A 16,280-nucleotide genomic window follows, 5' to 3' on the forward strand; every position below is an offset into this window, starting at 1 on the left:
ATGAGCGATACTGTGATCGACAAGGCCAGCAAGCCTGAATTCTACCTGACCGAGGAGCACCATCCCGAAGGCAGCACGATGCTGGGCTTCTGGCTCTATCTGATGAGCGACTGCCTCATCTTCGCGGTGCTGTTTGCCACCTACGCCGTTCTCGGCCGCAATTATGCGGCCGGACCATCACCGGCCGATCTCTTTGATCTGCCGCTGGTGGCGATCAACACGTCGATGCTGCTTTTGTCCTCCATCACCTATGGCTTCGCGATGCTGCAGATGGAGCGGAAGGAAAAGAGCGCCACGCTCTTCTGGCTCGCCATTACCGGCCTCTTCGGTCTCACCTTCCTTGGGATTGAGCTCTATGAGTTCGCGCACCTGATCCACGAGGGCGCGGGTCCAACCCGCAGTGCCTTCCTGTCCGGCTTCTTCACGTTGGTCGGCACGCACGGTCTGCACGTCACCTTCGGCATCGTTTGGCTGGTGACGCTGATGGTGCAGGTATCGCTGCGCGGTCTGATCCCGGAAAACCGTCGCCGCCTGATGTGCCTGTCGATGTTCTGGCACTTCCTCGACGTCGTGTGGATCGGCGTCTTCTCCTTCGTCTATCTTATGGGAGTTCTCGGATGACCTCCAACGCACCTGCAACCGAAGACGCGCACGAAGCCCATCATGGCCACAGCCATGGGCACGAGGCGGCCCACGGCACATTCAAGAGCTATATGATCGGCTTCGTGCTGTCGGTCATTCTGACGGCAATCCCGTTCTGGCTGGTCATGGCCGGCGTATTCGAAAACTCGGCCGTCACTGCTGCCTGGATCATGGGGCTGGCTGCTGTGCAGATCGTCGTTCATATGATCTTCTTCCTTCATATGAATCCGCGCTCGGAAGGTGGCTGGACGATGATGGCGTTGATCTTCACGCTGTTGCTCGTAGCCATCGCGCTCGCCGGTTCCCTCTGGGTCATGCATCATCTGAACACAAACATGATGCCGATGAGCCCGGAAATGATGAAGAACATGCCATGAGGGCAAAGAGCGGGCGGCGGTCACGTCGCCCGCAAAGGTTTTGGCGATGGCCGACATTCCCTCCGAAAAAGCGCAAAGACAGCATACCGCCGCGGGGCTCACGATATTCTGCGGTCTCATGGTGTTGCTGATTGCCGCCCTGGTATCGCTCGGTATCTGGCAGGTCGAACGGCTTTCCTGGAAAGAGGATCTGATCGCCCGCGTTGATCAGCGCGTCCATCAAGAGCCGGTTCCAGCGCCTGCACGCGCGCAGTGGGGCAAGGTCAGTCGCGCCAATGACGAATATCGTCATGTGACGGCCGAAGGTATCCTGCAAAACGACAAGGAAACGCTGATCTACGCGTCGACGGCGCTCGGACCAGGCTATTGGGTAATCACCCCGCTCAATCTCTCCGACGGGACCTCTATCCTGATCAATCGCGGCTTCGTACCGACGGACAAGCGCGATGCTCAGACACGCAGCGACGGGCAGGTTCAATCGGTGAAGATCACCGGACTGCTAAGGATTACGGAGCCGAAAGGCACTCTGATCAAATCCAACGATCCGGCCAACGATCGCTGGTATTCGCGCGATGTGGCAGCGATCGCCGATCGCCGCAACGTCGCAGATGTCGCCCCCTATTTCATCGATGCTGATGCGACGCCCAATCCAGGCGGTCTGCCGGTTGGCGGGCTGACGCAGATCGCCTTCCCCAACAACCATTTGGTTTACGCGATTACCTGGTTCGCGCTGGCGATCATGGCCGCGGGGCTACTTGCCTTCGTCTTCCGCAGCGAATTGCGCGCCCGCCGAGCCTGATCAGACAGCCTTGCTCCGGGGATAGAAGCGCAGCGCAACATGCTCTCCAACAGCGTATGCCTGGCTGACGATCTCCGGAACGAGATCGATGTCGGGAAGGCTGCCGAGGCCGAGCGGGCCGACGGCAAACAGTCCCTCAACCACCGACCCATCGTCGAGGCAAGGCTGGCCGCGCTGATCGACGGCCAGGCCGAGCGACAATTCGTCTGGCACGGCCAAGCCTTCTCGTATCAGGCTTGCAAGCAGCGGCGAGGTCAATTGTGGCGCCTGGCAGCGGCAGTCCAGGATACGCTCGGCATGGATGATCTCATCTGACTGCGAGCTGGCCGGCCGGAAGAATAGGCCGCTCAAACCCTGCCGTCCCACGACGCCGCGGCGAAGAACCGTATTGCCACCGGCAAGCTCGCTCTGAAGGCGCGCGTAGATGGCCTCGGGTAGTCGGTTGCGATGGCTGTCGTAGATGGCGCGAAGGTGACGGTTGAACTGACGCTTTTGGTGGGCCGGCAGCGCGCGCCACAAAGAGCGGGCATGCTTGCGCAACCCGTTCATGACGGATTGCCAGCTTCGGCCTTCTTCTTCGGCCTCGCGGCAGGCGCTGCGGATGAAACGCAGGATATCCGGGAGGTTGGACGGCAGAGCGTCTGCGGGAAAAACCGGATCGGCAGAGTTGGGAGTATGGCTTTGGGGCAGGAAACCGTGCCGGGAGAGGATAGTAACCTGCCCTGCATAGCCAGCATCGCGCAATTGCAAGAGCTGATCGACGACCCGGATGCCGCTGCCGAGCAGGACCGTGTGCGGTCGCGCGATCAGGCGCTGGGCTCTGACTGGCGAAGACTCCTGTTCCGGTTCTTCGATCTGCGGCAAGCCGTAGCCAGTGGCGAGGATGACCGTATCGAACAGCGGATTGGCGGGATTGGCGCTTTCGAGCAGGAAGCGGTTGCCGTGGCTCTTGCGGATCGCCACAACCGGTTCGTGGCAGACCTGAACGGTGATGTCCCTGCGGGCGGACAAGGCTTCGGAGAAGCGTTGATAGACGTAGTCACTGAATATCTCTTTTGGCACGAAGATCTGGCGGAACCCCGGGATAGCCGCGGGCACGGCGGCACGGAATTCCGCGTTGCTACAGAGCCAGTCGTTGAAATCGTCGGTATCGCCAGTGGAAACCGACAGATCCCGCACACGCGTATTCAGGATCGTCGAAGCTCGTGCCGAGGAAAGCGCTTGTCCGCCGCTGACCGACGAATTGGGGTCGAAGAGCTGCAGATGAAAAGGCATGCGCACTGTCTTCATCAGGGCGACCGCCATCATCATTCCGGAAAAGCCGCGGCCGACAATGGCAAAACGCGGCATGGCGGAGATCTGTGCCGCCGCTGTTGACTTCGAGGAAAAAAGCCCTTGAACCGTCATCTCAACTCCCCTGCGACCTCGCGCATCGTGTCTCGATTGGTTTCAACGCGGGAAAAATCGCTCGCGCGTTGAGCTGGTTCACGCAGTTTTGAACCGCCTATTAGTCTATCAAACTGGTCGTGTATGAAAGCTCCAAAAGACGATTTAGGCAAGTCTTTTGTTCCAAGCCCCACAGTCCTCCAGCGATAACGAACGGAAATTGTTTGGATATTTCGAGCCAAATATCGCCGTATCGGTGCCGTTTCTTCGTCTTTGCCAGGCTCACGATAAAATAACCAATTGGTGAATTCTTGACTTGAAGGGCCGAAAGGAATCGGCAAAAGTAAGGGCGCTAATCAATCCCTTGATGGATTCTTCGTCTTTCCGGACCAGCGTCCGACCACACCTCTGTTTGGAACATTACCCGTGAGCAGCGATGCTTTAACACGCGCGACGAAGCCCTCGGCTTCGATGGCGAAGGCGATTGCGGCAGGCTGGGGCAAAGGCCTCTTTACGCTGGTCCGCATCACCGTCATGGCATTTCGCCATCCTTGGCAATCCGGTTTGGCCATTGGCGCAACCCTTGTGGCCTCCACCTTTCAGCTGATGATCCCGCGTCTGCTCGGCCAGGCTGTCGACCACACGCAGATCGCGATGGAAGGCGGTCAAGCAGGGCAACTTGCACAGGATGCGCTGCTGACGACCGCGCTGATGCTGCTCGGCGCCAGCGTCCTACGTGGCATCTTTACGATGATCCAGAACTATTACAGCGAAAGCGTCGGCCACCATGTCGGTTACGAGCTACGCCTTGCCTGCTACGAGAAAATTCAGCGCCTATCCTTCAGTTTTCATGACGGCGTCCACTCGGGCGATCTGATTACCGTCGGTCTGCTCGACCTAGAAGGTGTCCGCATGTATTTCTCGACGGCGCTGGTGCGCATGGTGCTGTTGACGATGCTGATTGGCATCGGCGCCTATATGCTGCTTTCCACAGACGTCGTTCTCGGTTTGCTTGCCTTAAGCTTCGTGCCATTCGTTGGCTGGCGTTCTTCGGTCACGCAGTTGCGATTGCGCGCGACCTGGCTCGACCTGCAGGAGCGGTTGTCCGTGCTGACGCGCATCATGGAAGAAAATCTCGGAGGCATCCGCGTGGTACGGGCCTTCGCCGCGCAGGCGCACGAGATGATGAAGTTCGAGAGGGCCTCGAAGAACGCGTTGACGCTTGCCCACCAGCGCGTCGGAATCCGTGTGGTCAATACCAGCGCCATGACCTTCTCCTTCTTTGCAGCCATGGGTCTCGTGCTCTGGGTTGGCGGCGGCAAGGTGATGTCCGGCGAGATCACGGTCGGCACGCTCGCGTCGTTCCTGACCTTCATGACGATCCTGCAGATGCCGGTCCGCCAGCTTGGCCTCATGGTCAATGCCTTCGCGCGCGCATCAACTTGCGGCACGAGGCTTTTCAATCTGCTCGACCTCGAAATTGCAGTGCGCGATGCGCCTGACGCCAAGGATCTGGTGCTGACCGATGGGACGCTACGCTTCGAGAATGTAAGCTTCGCCTATCCGAGCTCGCCGATGCACGAGGTGCTGGGCAATGTTTCCTTCGAAGCAAAACGCGGCGAGACGATCGGCATTGTCGGGCCGCCCGGCAGCGGTAAGTCGACGCTTGCTCATCTGATCCCGCGGTTTTACGACGTCACGAGGGGCAAGATCACCATTGACGGGCAGGATATCCGCAAGGCGACGCTGCAGTCGCTTCGTCGCGCGGTCGCCGTTGTCCAGCAGGATTCCTTCCTGTTCACGACCTCGATCGAAAACAACATCGCCTACGGCGATCCTTGGGCAAAGGAAAGCCGCATCGAGCGCGCAAGCGAAAGCGCACAATTGCACAACTACGTGCTTGGCCTGCCAACGGGCTACGGCACGGTGGTTGGCGAACGCGGCGTATCATTGTCGGGAGGGCAGCGCCAGCGTTTGTCGATCGCCCGCGCGCTGATGCTGAAACCTGCCGTCATGATCTTTGATGATTCGACGGCGGCGATCGATGCGGCAACCGAACAGCGCATCCGCTCTGCGATGCGCAAGTATGCAGCCGATCGCCTGACGATTATTGTCGCTCATCGGTTGAGCTCGCTGATGCATGCCGACCAGATCCTGTTCGTCTGGAACGGAGAAATCGTCGAGCGCGGCACGCACGAGGAGTTGCTGGCCGCGGGCGGGCGCTACAAGGCGCTCTACGATCTACAGGTGCGGCCGGGCGACGAGGCCCTCAGCGCCTGGGGAGGAGTATAGATGGCCGAGGAACTGGAAACCGAACGCCCCGACGTTCGCGAGGATGGACGCCGGCCGCCACGCGCAGTTGTCGGCTCCCATCGCGTCGAGGAGGAGATGTTCGGCAAGACCTTCGACGGCAACATCGTCAAGCGAATCTGGGCCTTCGTGCATCCCTACCGCCGCCAAGTCTGGCTTTCGGTGGCCGCCGTGCTGACTTTTACGGCGATGCAGTTGTTGATCCCGCTGATCATCCGCTACGCGATCGATCACGGCATGCAGCCGCAAGGGGGCCATTCGGCGCTGACATGGGCGATGGTCACGTTTCTTGTGGCGATCCTGATCAACTACGGCGCCAGCTATGCGCAGGAGACGCTGGTTGGCAATGTCGCGGAAGAGGTACTCTTCGACATCCGCAAGGCGATGTTTTCGCACCTGCAGCGGGTTTCGCTCTCCTTTATGGACAAGACCGAGGTCGGCCGCCTGATGTCGCGCCTGCAAGGCGACGTCAATTCGATGCAGGAGTTCCTGGAAACCTCCGTCCTGTCGGTCGGCGATATCGCGCTGCTCTTCGGCATTGTCTTCGTGATGCTCTACCTCGACTTCAAGCTTGGGCTTTTGACGCTCTCGGTCCTGCCGATCCTTTTTGTCGTGCGGCTTTTCTGGCTGCCTCTGGCTCGCAAGTCCTTCATGGCAGCGCACGAGACCAATTCCGTCGCCAACGGAGCGCTGGCCGAGGCGATCCACGGCGTAAGAGCGGTCCAGAGCATGGACCGCCAGGGCGTCAACTTCATGCTTTATGACGACAAAGCGAAGGCCAATCTGAAGACGCACCTGACAGCGGCACGCTATGCCCAGGTGATGGTGCCGATCGTCGACTCGCTGACCGGTGTCGCCATGGCGCTCGTCATCGTCGTCGGGGGCGCGCGTGTTCTGAACCAAGCACTCGATGTCGGCGTCCTTGTTGCATTCCTGTTCTATATCCAGCGCTTCTTCGACCCGATCCGCTCGCTGACGTTGCAATACTCGGTGATGCAGCGCGCCATGGCCTCCGGTCAGCGATTGACCGAAGTTCTCGACGTGCCCGTCGAGATCAAGGACGCCCCAGATGCCAAGGAATTGTCTACCGACATGGACGGGTCAGTGGAATTTCGCGATGTGGTCTTCGGCTATCATCCGAAGCATCCGGTTCTCAAGCATGTCAGTTTCAAGGTGAACCCGGGCGAGACGGTCGCACTTGTTGGGCCGACGGGTTCGGGCAAGTCGAGCTGCATGTCGCTGATCCATCGCTTTTACGACGTTCAGCAGGGACAGGTATTGGTCGGCGGGCACGACGTGCGCAAACTGACCCAGGATTCGCTTGGCGATCAGATCGCCATGGTCCTTCAGGAGCCATTCCTGTTTACCGGTACGGTCTTTGAGAACATTCGCTATCACAAGGCGCAAGCGACCCGCGAACAGGTCATCGAGGCGGCCAAGGCCGTCGGCGCTCACGACTTCATTATGCGCCTTCCGCAGGGCTACGACAGCATGCTCGGTGAACGCGGCGGCAACCTTTCGCTCGGCCAGCGTCAGCTCTTGAGCTTTGCCCGTGCGCTGGTGGCCGACGCGAAAATACTGGTCCTCGACGAGGCGACGGCCAATATCGACAGCTATACGGAAATGCTGATCCAGAAGGCGCTGGTCAAGCTGCTCGAAAACCGCACGGGGCTTGTTATCGCCCACCGCCTCGCCACGATCAGGGAGGCCGATCGCATCATCGTCCTGCAGAACGGTGAGTTGATCGAAAGCGGTAACCACCAGGAACTGATGAGAAACCGCAAGCTTTATTCGCGGCTCTATAACCTGAACTACGCGTCCTTCGACGACATTCCGGACGCCGTGCTCGAAGAGACAACGACGAACGGTTCAGCGACCTAGGATCAAACCTTTCTAAGCAACGCCACTATTCGAAGAGGAGGATCTTCCATGGATTACCGCAAGCTTGGCCATAGCGGTGCAGTCGTCACCGCCTACTGCCTTGGCACCATGACGTTCGGTGCGGAGGCTGACGAAGCTGCTTCGCATAAACTGCTCGACGACTATTTTGCCTGGGGCGGAAACTTCATCGACACCGCTGATGTTTATAGTGCCGGCAAGTCGGAAGAGATCATTGGGCGATGGCTCAAGGCGCGGCCGACGGAAGCCAAGCAGGCCGTGATCGCGACCAAGGGACGGTTCCCGATGGGGCCAGGTCCGAACGACATCGGTCTTTCTCGCCGCCATCTGAACCAGGCGCTCGATGCCTCGCTTGCGCGCCTTTGCGTCGAGCACATCGATCTTTATCAAATGCACGCCTGGGACGCATTGACTCCGATCGAGGAGACGCTGCGCTTTCTCGATGATGCCGTCTGCGCCGGCAAGATCGGCTATTACGGCTTCTCCAACTATGTCGGATGGCAGATCGCCAAGGCCGTCGAGATTGCCAAGGCACGCGGCTACACCCGGCCGGTGACGTTGCAGCCACAGTATAACCTTTTGGTGCGCGACATCGAATTTGAGATCGTAGCCGCTTGCCAGGATGCCGGCATGGGCTTGCTGCCGTGGTCACCGCTCGGCGGCGGCTGGTTGACGGGTAAGTACCGGCGCGACCATATGCCGACGGGTGCCACCCGTCTCGGGGAGAACCCGAACCGGGGCATGGAATCTTATGCGCAGCGGAATGCGCAGGAGCGGACATGGGCGATCATCGAGACGGTGGAGGCGATCGCCAAGGCTCGTGGTGCCAGCATGGCACAGATCGCCCTTGCCTGGACAGCCGCGCGACCGGCAGTGACGTCGGTCATTCTCGGAGCACGAACGAGTGAACAGCTCGCGGACAATCTCGCCGCGGCGAAGCTCTCCCTCTCGGACGAGGAGATGACCAAGCTGAGCGACGTCAGCCAACCTCATGTGGCCGACTATCCCTATGGCGCCGGCGGCACCAACCAGCGGCATCGCAAGATCGAAGGCGGACGATAAGGACCGGCCGCGGCGGCCGAGACCGGGGTCCGGCCGCCATATCGATCAAAGTCGCACGCCGCTCGTCTCGTCGAAGAGATGCAGCTGTGAGGGATCAATGGTCACGCCGATTGTCTCGCCCGCCCGTGCCATGCCGCGACCCGTCTCGACGATGGTCAATTCGGGTGTCGTCGCAGCCGTGACGAAGGTTGATGAGCCGGTCGATTCGACGACTGCCACTGGCACGTCGAAAGTGCCCTGCCCCGGCGCCGTTACGCCGATATGTTCGGGACGAATGCCGGCGGTCACCTTGCGCCCCGGTTGGACCTGATGGTCGGTCGCGATCTTGTGCTTCACGCTGGCAAGATCGATCGTCAGGCTTTTGCCGTCTTCGGCGACGACCGCCGGGATGAAGTTCATGGCGGGAGAGCCGATGAAGCCTGCAACGAACTTGTTGGCGGGTTTGTCGTAGAGATCGAGCGGCTTGCCCTGCTGCTCGATCACGCCTTCGCGCATGACGACAACATGGTCGGCCATCGTCATCGCCTCGATCTGGTCATGCGTGACGTAGACCGAGGTTGCATGCAGCCGATCGTGCAGCGCGCGGATTTCCTTGCGCATGTGAACACGCAGCGCTGCGTCGAGGTTGGAGAGCGGCTCGTCGAACAGGAATGCCTTCGGATGACGGATGATGGCGCGGCTCATCGCGACACGCTGGCGCTGGCCGCCCGAAAGCTCACGCGGGTAACGTTTGAGCAAATGCGACAGGCCGGTGGTCGCCGCAACCTCTTGCGCCGCCTTGCGGGCTTCAGCCTTGGCGACGCCGCGAATGCGCAGGCTGTAGGTCAGGTTCTCCTCGACGGTCATGTGCGGATAAAGCGCGTATGACTGGAAAACCATGGCGACGTCGCGCTTGCGCGGCGGCACGTTGTTCATCAGCTGGCCGGCAATCTTCAACTCGCCTTCGGAAATGCTTTCAAGGCCCGCAAGCGAACGAAGAAGGGTGGACTTGCCGCAGCCGGACGGGCCGACGAGTGCGACGAAGGTGCCCTTTGCGATCGACAGGTTGATGTTCTTCAGGGCATGGAATGCGCCGTAGTGCTTGTTGACGCCGCTGAGCTCGATCTGATTGGTCATTTGAGGGCTCCAGAGGTGAGGCCGGATACGATGCGGCGCTGCAAGAGAACGAAGATGGCAAGGATCGGTGTCACATACATCGTGGCGTAGGCCATGATGTTGTTCCACTCGTTGGTGTTCGGTCCCATGAAGGAGTTGAGACCGACGCTCGCCGGTTGGAGTTCGACCGCCTGGATCATCGACTTCGAATAGACGAACTCGCCGAAGGCCTGCATGAAGATCAGGATGGCGCTGACCAAAATGCCGTTGCGGGCAAGCGGCAACACGATATTGAAGAAAGCGCCGACGCGGCTGTTGCCGTCGACGAGCGCGGCCTCCTCGAGTTCCATCGGCACCGCCATGAAGGTGGCGCGCACCAGGACGACGAAGAACGGCATGCTTTTGGCAGCAATCGCGATGATGACGGCAAGGCGTGGATAGTCGAGCATACCGAATTGCGAAAATCCGACGAAGATCGGCGTCACCATCAGCGACGCTGGCAGGACCTGCAGCATCAGGATCAGGAAGAGACCGACATCCACCCAGACGTTGCGATAGCGCGCCAGAACATAGGCGCAACCAACGCCGAGAACGGTAATCAATGTAACGGCGCCGACGGCGATGACCAGCGAGTTCCAGAGATAGCGACCCATGTTGCGGCTTTCCCAGACATAGCCGAAGGTGCCCCATTGCGGATCGCCGGGCCAGAAGCTTGGCGGCGTGGCGAACATCTCCGACCCGCCCTTGATGGCCGTGACGTACATCCAGTAGAGCGGGAACAGATAAATCGCCGCCATGACGATGGCGATCACAAGCATAAGGCGGTTGCGTGTCGTCTCACTCATCCGCGCACCTCATGGCGCGTGGAGCGGACATAGACGACCGAGGCGAACATGACGAAGACGATCATGATGACGGAGATGGTCGCGCCCTTGGCGAAATCGTACTGACGGAAGGATAAGTCCCAGGCCCAGTATTGCGTGACGTTGGATGAGTTGTTCGGACCGCCGGACGTGATCGCGGCAAAGAGGTCGAACTGCTGAAGCGTGAAGATCAGGCCAAGCGCGATGATGGCGCCGATTGTCGAACGCATCATCGGCAGCGTGATCGTCCAGAAGCGTTGCCAGGCATTGGCGCCATCGAGTTCGGCCGCCTCATAGAGGTCGCCGGGGATACCGGACAGGCCGACCGATAGCAGGATCATGTTGAAGGCCGTTCCAAGCCAGACGTTGGCGATAATGACGGCATAGAGCGAAAAGTGTGGATCGGAGCGCCAGAAGATGTTGCTGCCGATGATGCCGCTCTCCTTCAGGATGAAGTTGAGGACGCCGAAATCGCCCGAGAGGATCCAGTTCCAGATCGCACCGACAACGAGGCCGGGCATGACCCAGGAGACGAGGAACAGGCCGCGCAGCCAGGAGGCGCCCGGGAAATTGACCCAGAAGAACAGCGCAAGACCGAATCCGATCAGGAACTGCCCCGCGATCGAGCCGACCACGAAGATCACGGTATTGCCGAGGATCGGCCACGTTTCCGGCTGGGCAAAGAGATCGGTATAGTTCTTGAAGCCGACGAAGGGACGCGAAAAGGTTCCGAGGCTGAACATGTCAACCTCCTGGAAGCTCATCACCACATTGTAGATTAGCGGCAATCCCGCCATCAGGAACAGGAACGTCAGCGGAAAGGCGACGAGCGTGATGTCGAAGCCGCGGCCGTCCCTGACACTTGAAAGAATCCGTTTCATCGGTCCTCCAATACTCCGAACGGGGCTGTCTTGAGCTTGCGCTGCGAGACAGCCCCTGCCGGGAGGAAATGGTGGGATGGCCCGAAAGCCATCCGGTTATGCGCGGGGGTACTAGCCGAGAACAGCCTTGATCTTGTCGGCCGCCTGATCGAGTGCGTCCTTCGGGCTCATCTGACCGGTCAAAGCAGCCTGGATGGCGTCCTGGATCGCCTTGGAGATCTTTGGCCATTGCGGGTTCGGGCCGCGCGGCTTGGCGTATTTCAGCTGTTCGATGAAGACTTTCAGCGCCTCGTCCTTCAGCTTCTCGCCGGTCTCCGGGATGGTGATGTCGGAACGGGCCGGAAGCTGGCCGTAGTTCTTGAACATCTTGTCGTCCTGGGAGGCAAAGTACTCGAGTGCCTTGAAGGCTTCGGCCGGATGCTTCGTGCTGGCAAAGATCGCCCAGTTGAAGTCGCCCATGGCAGAAGAACGCTCGGCCCCTTCCTTTGGAACCGGAAGCAGGGCAACGCCCCAATCAAACTTCGCTTCCTTCATCATGCGATCGAGCTCCCAGGGACCAGAGATCGCCATGGCGGCATTTCCCGAATTGAAGGTGCCGGTCGAATCCCACTGGCCGCGGGTCAACGTGTCGGGAGAAGCAAGCTTCTCGTCCATGATCGTCTTCCAGGTTTCCAGTGCCTTGACCGCGCCTTCGGCATTGATGTTCTCATAGCCGCCGCCTGCCATCTGGGCCCAGGGAAGGAACTGGAAGGTGCCCTCCTCGTTCGCCTTGGCGGAGAAGGCCAGGCCATAGACATTCTTGGCCGGGTCGGTCAGCTTGCGCGCATCCTCGACAAGCTCGTCCCAGGTCTGCGGCGGCTTGTTCGGATCAAGACCCTTCGCCTTGAACATATCTTTGTTGTAGTAGAGCGCGATCGTATTGGTCGCCTTCGGAATGCCGTAGTACTTGCCGTCCCATTCGACCGATTTCAGCGGACCGGGGAAGTAGTTTTCCGGCTTGATGACCGACGATCCCTTGATCATGTCTGTGATGTCGAGGAAGGCACCACGCGATGCGAACATGGCATGCTCGGGGTTGTCCACCGCGATGATGTCGGGGGCCTGGCCGGTGGCATAGGCGCGCATGGCTTCGGTGACGACGTCATCGAACTGGATCAGACGATATTCGATCTTGATACCGTTGTTCTGCGCGTTGAATTCCTTGACGAGGTTTGGCGCCGGCTGGATGTCCTTGTCCAGCGACCAGACGGTCAAGGTGACGTCCTCGGCCTTGGCGGCCAGGCCGAAGAGAGAGACGCCTGCGAGCGCCAAGGCGCCGATCATTGCAAACTTGCGGATACCCATAGTTCTCCTCCTTTGTGGTTATCCTATCGCAAGCCGGCGATTCCTCCTCGCCGGCCACGATGTCATCAGACCGGATCGACGACGAAGTCGCTGCCCCGGGCATGCTTGAGATGGTTCAGTGCGTAGACCTGGCCGGTCATTTCCAAGTCGTCGCGATAGACCGGGTCGTGCCAGCCTTCGATGTCGATCGAACCGGACCAGCCGGCCAGGCGCAGTTCGGAAATAATGTCCGTCCAATTGCTGTCGCCGAAGCCCGGCGTGCGCATGAAGACGAACTTCTCTTTGCCGAAGATGCCGTGTTCCTTGATGACGTCCCAGCGGATCGTCGCGTCTTTTCCATGTACGTGAAAGATCTTCTTGGCCCATTTGCGGATCTGTGGCAGTGGCTCGATCAGATAGACCATCTGATGGCAAGGCTCCCACTCAAGGCCAATGTGATCGTCCGGCGTCTCGTTGAAGATCAGTTCCCAGGCGTCCGGGTTGTGGGCGATGTTCCAGTCGCCGGTCGCCCAGTTGCCATCCATGGCGCAGTTTTCGAAAGCAATCTTGACGCCCTTGTCGGCGGCACGCTTTGAAAGCTCGCTCCAGATCTCCTTGTAGCGTGACAGGCTGTCGGTCAGCGGCTTGTTACGAATGCGGCCGGTAAAGCCGGCAATGCAGGTTGCGCCGAAGTGGTGTGCGTTGTCGATGCAGTCCTTCCAGCCCTGCAGCGTCTGCAGGTCGATATCGGTCGTTTCCAGCGGATTGCCGAACATGCCGAGCGTGGAGATGGTAATGTCGCGATGACCAATGGCATCGACGCAGCGCTTGCCGAGTTCGGCAAGATCCTGGCCGTTCGTCGTCTGCCAGAAGAAGGGTTCGAAGCTCTCAAAGCCCATATCGGCAATCTGGCCGATGCGCTTGTCGGCGCCGCCCTTGGAGGCGCTGACCATGGTACCGATGCGAATGGACTTGGCGGGGTTGCTCACGTCATTAATCCTTATGCTGAAATTTCAATGCGCTTGCCGGTCTTGGCGCTTTCGATCGCGCCGAAGACCATGGCCAGGCTTCTGATATTGTCGGAGCTTGCCGTTTCGGGCCGCTTGCCTGATTTGATCGCCTCGACGAAGCCTGCAATGACGCTGGCATGACCATGCGTTTCTTCTTCGTGCGCGGGCTCGGGAACGTTTACGGGCGTAAAGCCATGCAGGAGGCCGGGCTCATTGCCGACAACCGCTGCATTGAACGTGTCGCCGCCATCCCAGGTCAACATGCCCTTGGAGCCGACGAGACGCCACTCGCTTTCCCAGCTCGTGCGCTCGCCTTCGGCGCACCAGGAGCCGCGGTAGGTGAAGACGACGTCGTCAGAAAACTCGAAGGTCGCATTGGCCGAGGCGCCGTGCCTGTACCAGGAGCCTTTCGGATTGCGTTCGACGCAATAAACGGCAAGTGGCTTCTTGTCGGCGACATAGCGGGCGGCGTCGAAGGTGTGGATCGCCATGTCGAGCAAAAGGACGTTGTCCATCTCCTCGCGGAAACCACCGAAATGTGGGGCGAGGAAAAAGTCGCAGTGGATCGCGGTCAGGTCACCGATTGCTCCACTCTCGATGAAACGGCGCATGCGGCGCACGCCCGAGATGAAGCGGCGGTTCTGGATGATGGCGTGGATCTTGCCGGTCTCGGCAGCGAGATCGATCAGTGCGGCCCCTTCGGCAAGCGAGGTCGCCATCGGTTTTTCGCTGAGAACGTGGCAGTCGGCCTTCAGCGCCGTGGAGACGACGTTGAAACGTGCCGTCGGAATGACGACGTCGAACACGATGTCGGCCTTGGCCTTGGCAATGACGTCGGCAAGATCGGTGCCAATGACGGCGCCCTTCAGGCCGAATTCGGCGGCGAGTGCTTCGGCCGCTGCCGGATTGACGTCGACGAGGCCCTTGACCTCGATGGCGGCTTTAAGAGCCGGGGTTTCCTTGATGGCGCGCAACCAACCCTTGGACATGGCTCCGCACCCGCATAGAACGGCATTCAAAATCACGATTTCCTCCGGTGGATCGTTTCCGGTTTTCCTCCCGAAACGCATCCCGTAAACGTTTACGATACTAAGCGGAAACGTTTCCTGCTGTCAATGCCATCTAGTTTTTACAGAAATGCTGCGAAAAACACTTGAAAACGCGGGCGCTTAGGCAAATGCCTGCCGCACCGCAGCATAAAAAAGTTCGTTCGAATTTCTGTCGGTGGAACTCATCTTCGTACAGAGAGCCGGCAACGCGGGATCGCTAAAGTGTCGCATCTTCGTATTTTGATAGGAACGAAAGGCTTGCCTGGCTATGCGCCAAGCGAAAAGGCGTCACTTTCTCCTGGGGCAAGTTCGAGTGGCCAGATCGTGTTGCGTGCACCTTTGGGGTAGTGCTCGGCATAGGCCGGCATTGTCGCCAGCAAGGTTTCAGCAAGCTCGACGCCGAGATCGCGCAGTGACATGCGAAAGCAGGTCAGCGATGGTTGCAGGAATTTCCCGCGCGGTTCCTCGCGGAAGCCAATGACGGCGAGATCGCGACCGGGCACAATGCCTGCTTCGTTCAGGCGACGATAGAGGCCGATCGCCATGAGCTCGTATATCAGGATGATCGCCGTGGGCTTGCTGTCGAGCCGTAGCAGTTCATGACCGGCCTGGTAGCCGCCCTGCTCGCTTGATTTGACGCGGATGACGAGCGACGGATCGTAGGCGATGCCGTGCCGCTCGAGTGACTGGCGATAGGCGTCGACGAAGATATAGCCAAGATTGATATCGTTCGATGGCGCTGCGATGGCGATACGGCGGTGTCCTTTGGACACGAGCCGATCGACAGCGCAGGCGGCGACGCCCTCGAAGTCAAGGTCGATCCAGGTATGGTTGCCGCCGGACGTGCTGCGCCCGAGCGCGACAAACGGAATCTTGGCCTTGACCAGAAGGTCGATACGCTTGTCGACGCGCTGCGTGGCCGAAATGATCATCGCATCGACGATCCGCCGCGCGACCATCCGCTTCAGATATTCGTGGGGGTCCTCGTCGTTCGGACATGGCAGCATCAGCAGGTCAAGCTTGTGACGGGAAAGCACGCTCTGCAGACCGCCGGTAACGCCAAGGAAGAAGTTGTCGCTGTTTTCGACCGTTTCCTTGCTGGATTCGATCATCAGCCCGATGACGTTTGTGGTTCCCTGACGGAGGCTGCGTCCGGACTGGTTTGCCACATAACCCAGCTCTTCGGCGGCCGCGAGCACGCGTTTGCGCGTCTCTTCATTGACGTCAGGCCTGCCATTCAGCGCGCGCGAAACCGTCCCGATCGAGATATCGAGATGCTTTGCGAGTTGGCGAATTCCCTTCATCTGCGGCAATCTACCTCCCCGATTGAACGCTGCGCCTCCTTATCTGCCATACTAAAACGTTTCCGGAAAGCGTCGTTCATACCGGGCAGGCGCTGGCGCCCTTCAATTCAAGGCGAAGGTAAACAGCGCGGGCCATGGCTGCGAAGGCCCCGCCGCTGCTCCGATCGATTTTGCCATACTGGGTGATCATCCGCGGGCGTAGCCTGACCGGCACGACAGTTACAAACAGGATAAAGGCCAACCGCTGCCAGGCGATCGTTTGTGTGAGCGCCCGAGAAGC

General features: G+C 59.6%; 14 protein-coding genes. 6 read left to right on the plus strand and 8 right to left on the minus strand.

What is annotated here, in order from left to right; all coding sequences use genetic code 11:
- From cyoC to K9B32_RS23520, 3 genes are read left to right on the plus strand one after another with little or no spacing between them, the layout of a single operon-like run.
- Window positions 1–621 carry a cytochrome o ubiquinol oxidase subunit III gene (gene cyoC / locus K9B32_RS23510; RefSeq protein ID WP_224566535.1) on the plus strand — a complete coding sequence of 207 codons (621 nt, stop codon included), beginning with the start codon at window positions 1–3 and terminating at the stop codon, window positions 619–621.
- The gene (gene cyoD / locus K9B32_RS23515; RefSeq protein ID WP_224566537.1) at window positions 618–1,019 is read left to right on the plus strand and encodes a cytochrome o ubiquinol oxidase subunit IV; all 402 of its coding nucleotides are present in this window, start codon (window positions 618–620) and stop codon (window positions 1,017–1,019) included. The genes cyoC and cyoD overlap by 4 nt, the downstream gene beginning before the upstream one ends.
- 46 nt (window positions 1,020–1,065) lie before the next feature.
- The gene (locus K9B32_RS23520) at window positions 1,066–1,818 is read left to right on the plus strand and encodes an SURF1 family protein (protein WP_224566539.1); all 753 of its coding nucleotides are present in this window, start codon (window positions 1,066–1,068) and stop codon (window positions 1,816–1,818) included.
- Here the strand turns inward: K9B32_RS23520 and K9B32_RS23525 are convergent, their stop codons facing one another.
- Window positions 1,819–3,225 (minus strand): FAD/NAD(P)-binding protein, encoded by a 1,407-nt coding sequence (locus tag K9B32_RS23525; protein WP_224566542.1) that lies wholly within the window; start codon window positions 3,223–3,225, stop codon window positions 1,819–1,821.
- A 450-nt stretch (window positions 3,226–3,675) separates the two neighbouring features.
- On the opposite strand from K9B32_RS23525, the gene K9B32_RS23530 reads away from it, so the two are divergent.
- Genes K9B32_RS23530 through K9B32_RS23540 form a run of 3 tightly spaced genes read left to right on the plus strand, consistent with a single transcriptional unit; the run spans window position 3,676 to window position 8,475 of the window.
- Window positions 3,676–5,496, plus strand: a complete 1,821-nt coding sequence (locus K9B32_RS23530; RefSeq protein ID WP_224566629.1) for an ABC transporter ATP-binding protein — start codon at window positions 3,676–3,678, stop codon at window positions 5,494–5,496.
- A complete protein-coding gene (locus tag K9B32_RS23535; protein WP_224566544.1) occupies window positions 5,497–7,395 on the plus strand; it encodes an ABC transporter ATP-binding protein in 1,899 nt (632 codons plus the stop codon).
- Between the two features lie 48 nt (window positions 7,396–7,443).
- Complete coding sequence (locus K9B32_RS23540) at window positions 7,444–8,475, plus strand: aldo/keto reductase (RefSeq protein WP_224566546.1); 1,032 nt, start codon at window positions 7,444–7,446, stop codon at window positions 8,473–8,475.
- A 45-nt stretch (window positions 8,476–8,520) separates the two neighbouring features.
- Here the strand turns inward: K9B32_RS23540 and K9B32_RS23545 are convergent, their stop codons facing one another.
- The 7 genes from K9B32_RS23545 to K9B32_RS23575 form a co-directional block, all read right to left on the minus strand.
- On the minus strand, window positions 8,521–9,591 hold the full coding sequence (locus K9B32_RS23545) for an ABC transporter ATP-binding protein (protein ID WP_224566548.1): 1,071 nt from the start codon (window positions 9,589–9,591) through the stop codon (window positions 8,521–8,523).
- Window positions 9,588–10,415: a carbohydrate ABC transporter permease gene (locus K9B32_RS23550; protein ID WP_224566550.1), complete on the minus strand. Its 828-nt coding sequence runs from the start codon at window positions 10,413–10,415 to the stop codon at window positions 9,588–9,590. Before K9B32_RS23550 ends, K9B32_RS23545 begins: the two co-directional genes overlap by 4 nt.
- Window positions 10,412–11,314 (minus strand): carbohydrate ABC transporter permease, encoded by a 903-nt coding sequence (locus K9B32_RS23555; RefSeq protein WP_112660748.1) that lies wholly within the window; start codon window positions 11,312–11,314, stop codon window positions 10,412–10,414. Before K9B32_RS23555 ends, K9B32_RS23550 begins: the two co-directional genes overlap by 4 nt.
- A gap of 111 nt (window positions 11,315–11,425) precedes the next feature.
- Window positions 11,426–12,658: an ABC transporter substrate-binding protein gene (locus K9B32_RS23560; protein WP_224566552.1), complete on the minus strand. Its 1,233-nt coding sequence runs from the start codon at window positions 12,656–12,658 to the stop codon at window positions 11,426–11,428.
- 65 nt (window positions 12,659–12,723) lie between these two features.
- Window positions 12,724–13,626, minus strand: a complete 903-nt coding sequence (locus tag K9B32_RS23565) for a sugar phosphate isomerase/epimerase family protein (RefSeq protein WP_224566554.1) — start codon at window positions 13,624–13,626, stop codon at window positions 12,724–12,726.
- A gap of 11 nt (window positions 13,627–13,637) precedes the next feature.
- Entirely contained in the window at window positions 13,638–14,717 is a 1,080-nt protein-coding gene (locus K9B32_RS23570) for a Gfo/Idh/MocA family protein (protein WP_263491067.1), read from the minus strand.
- Window positions 14,718–14,962: 245 nt separating this feature from the next.
- The gene (locus K9B32_RS23575) at window positions 14,963–16,000 is read right to left on the minus strand and encodes a LacI family DNA-binding transcriptional regulator (RefSeq protein ID WP_224566631.1); all 1,038 of its coding nucleotides are present in this window, start codon (window positions 15,998–16,000) and stop codon (window positions 14,963–14,965) included.
- Window positions 16,001–16,280: the final 280 nt, after the last annotated feature.

Origin of the sequence: Rhizobium sp. 3T7 (assembly GCF_020166565.1) — a bacterium.
In the GTDB taxonomy this organism is placed as follows: Bacteria; Pseudomonadota; Alphaproteobacteria; order Rhizobiales; family Rhizobiaceae; genus Rhizobium.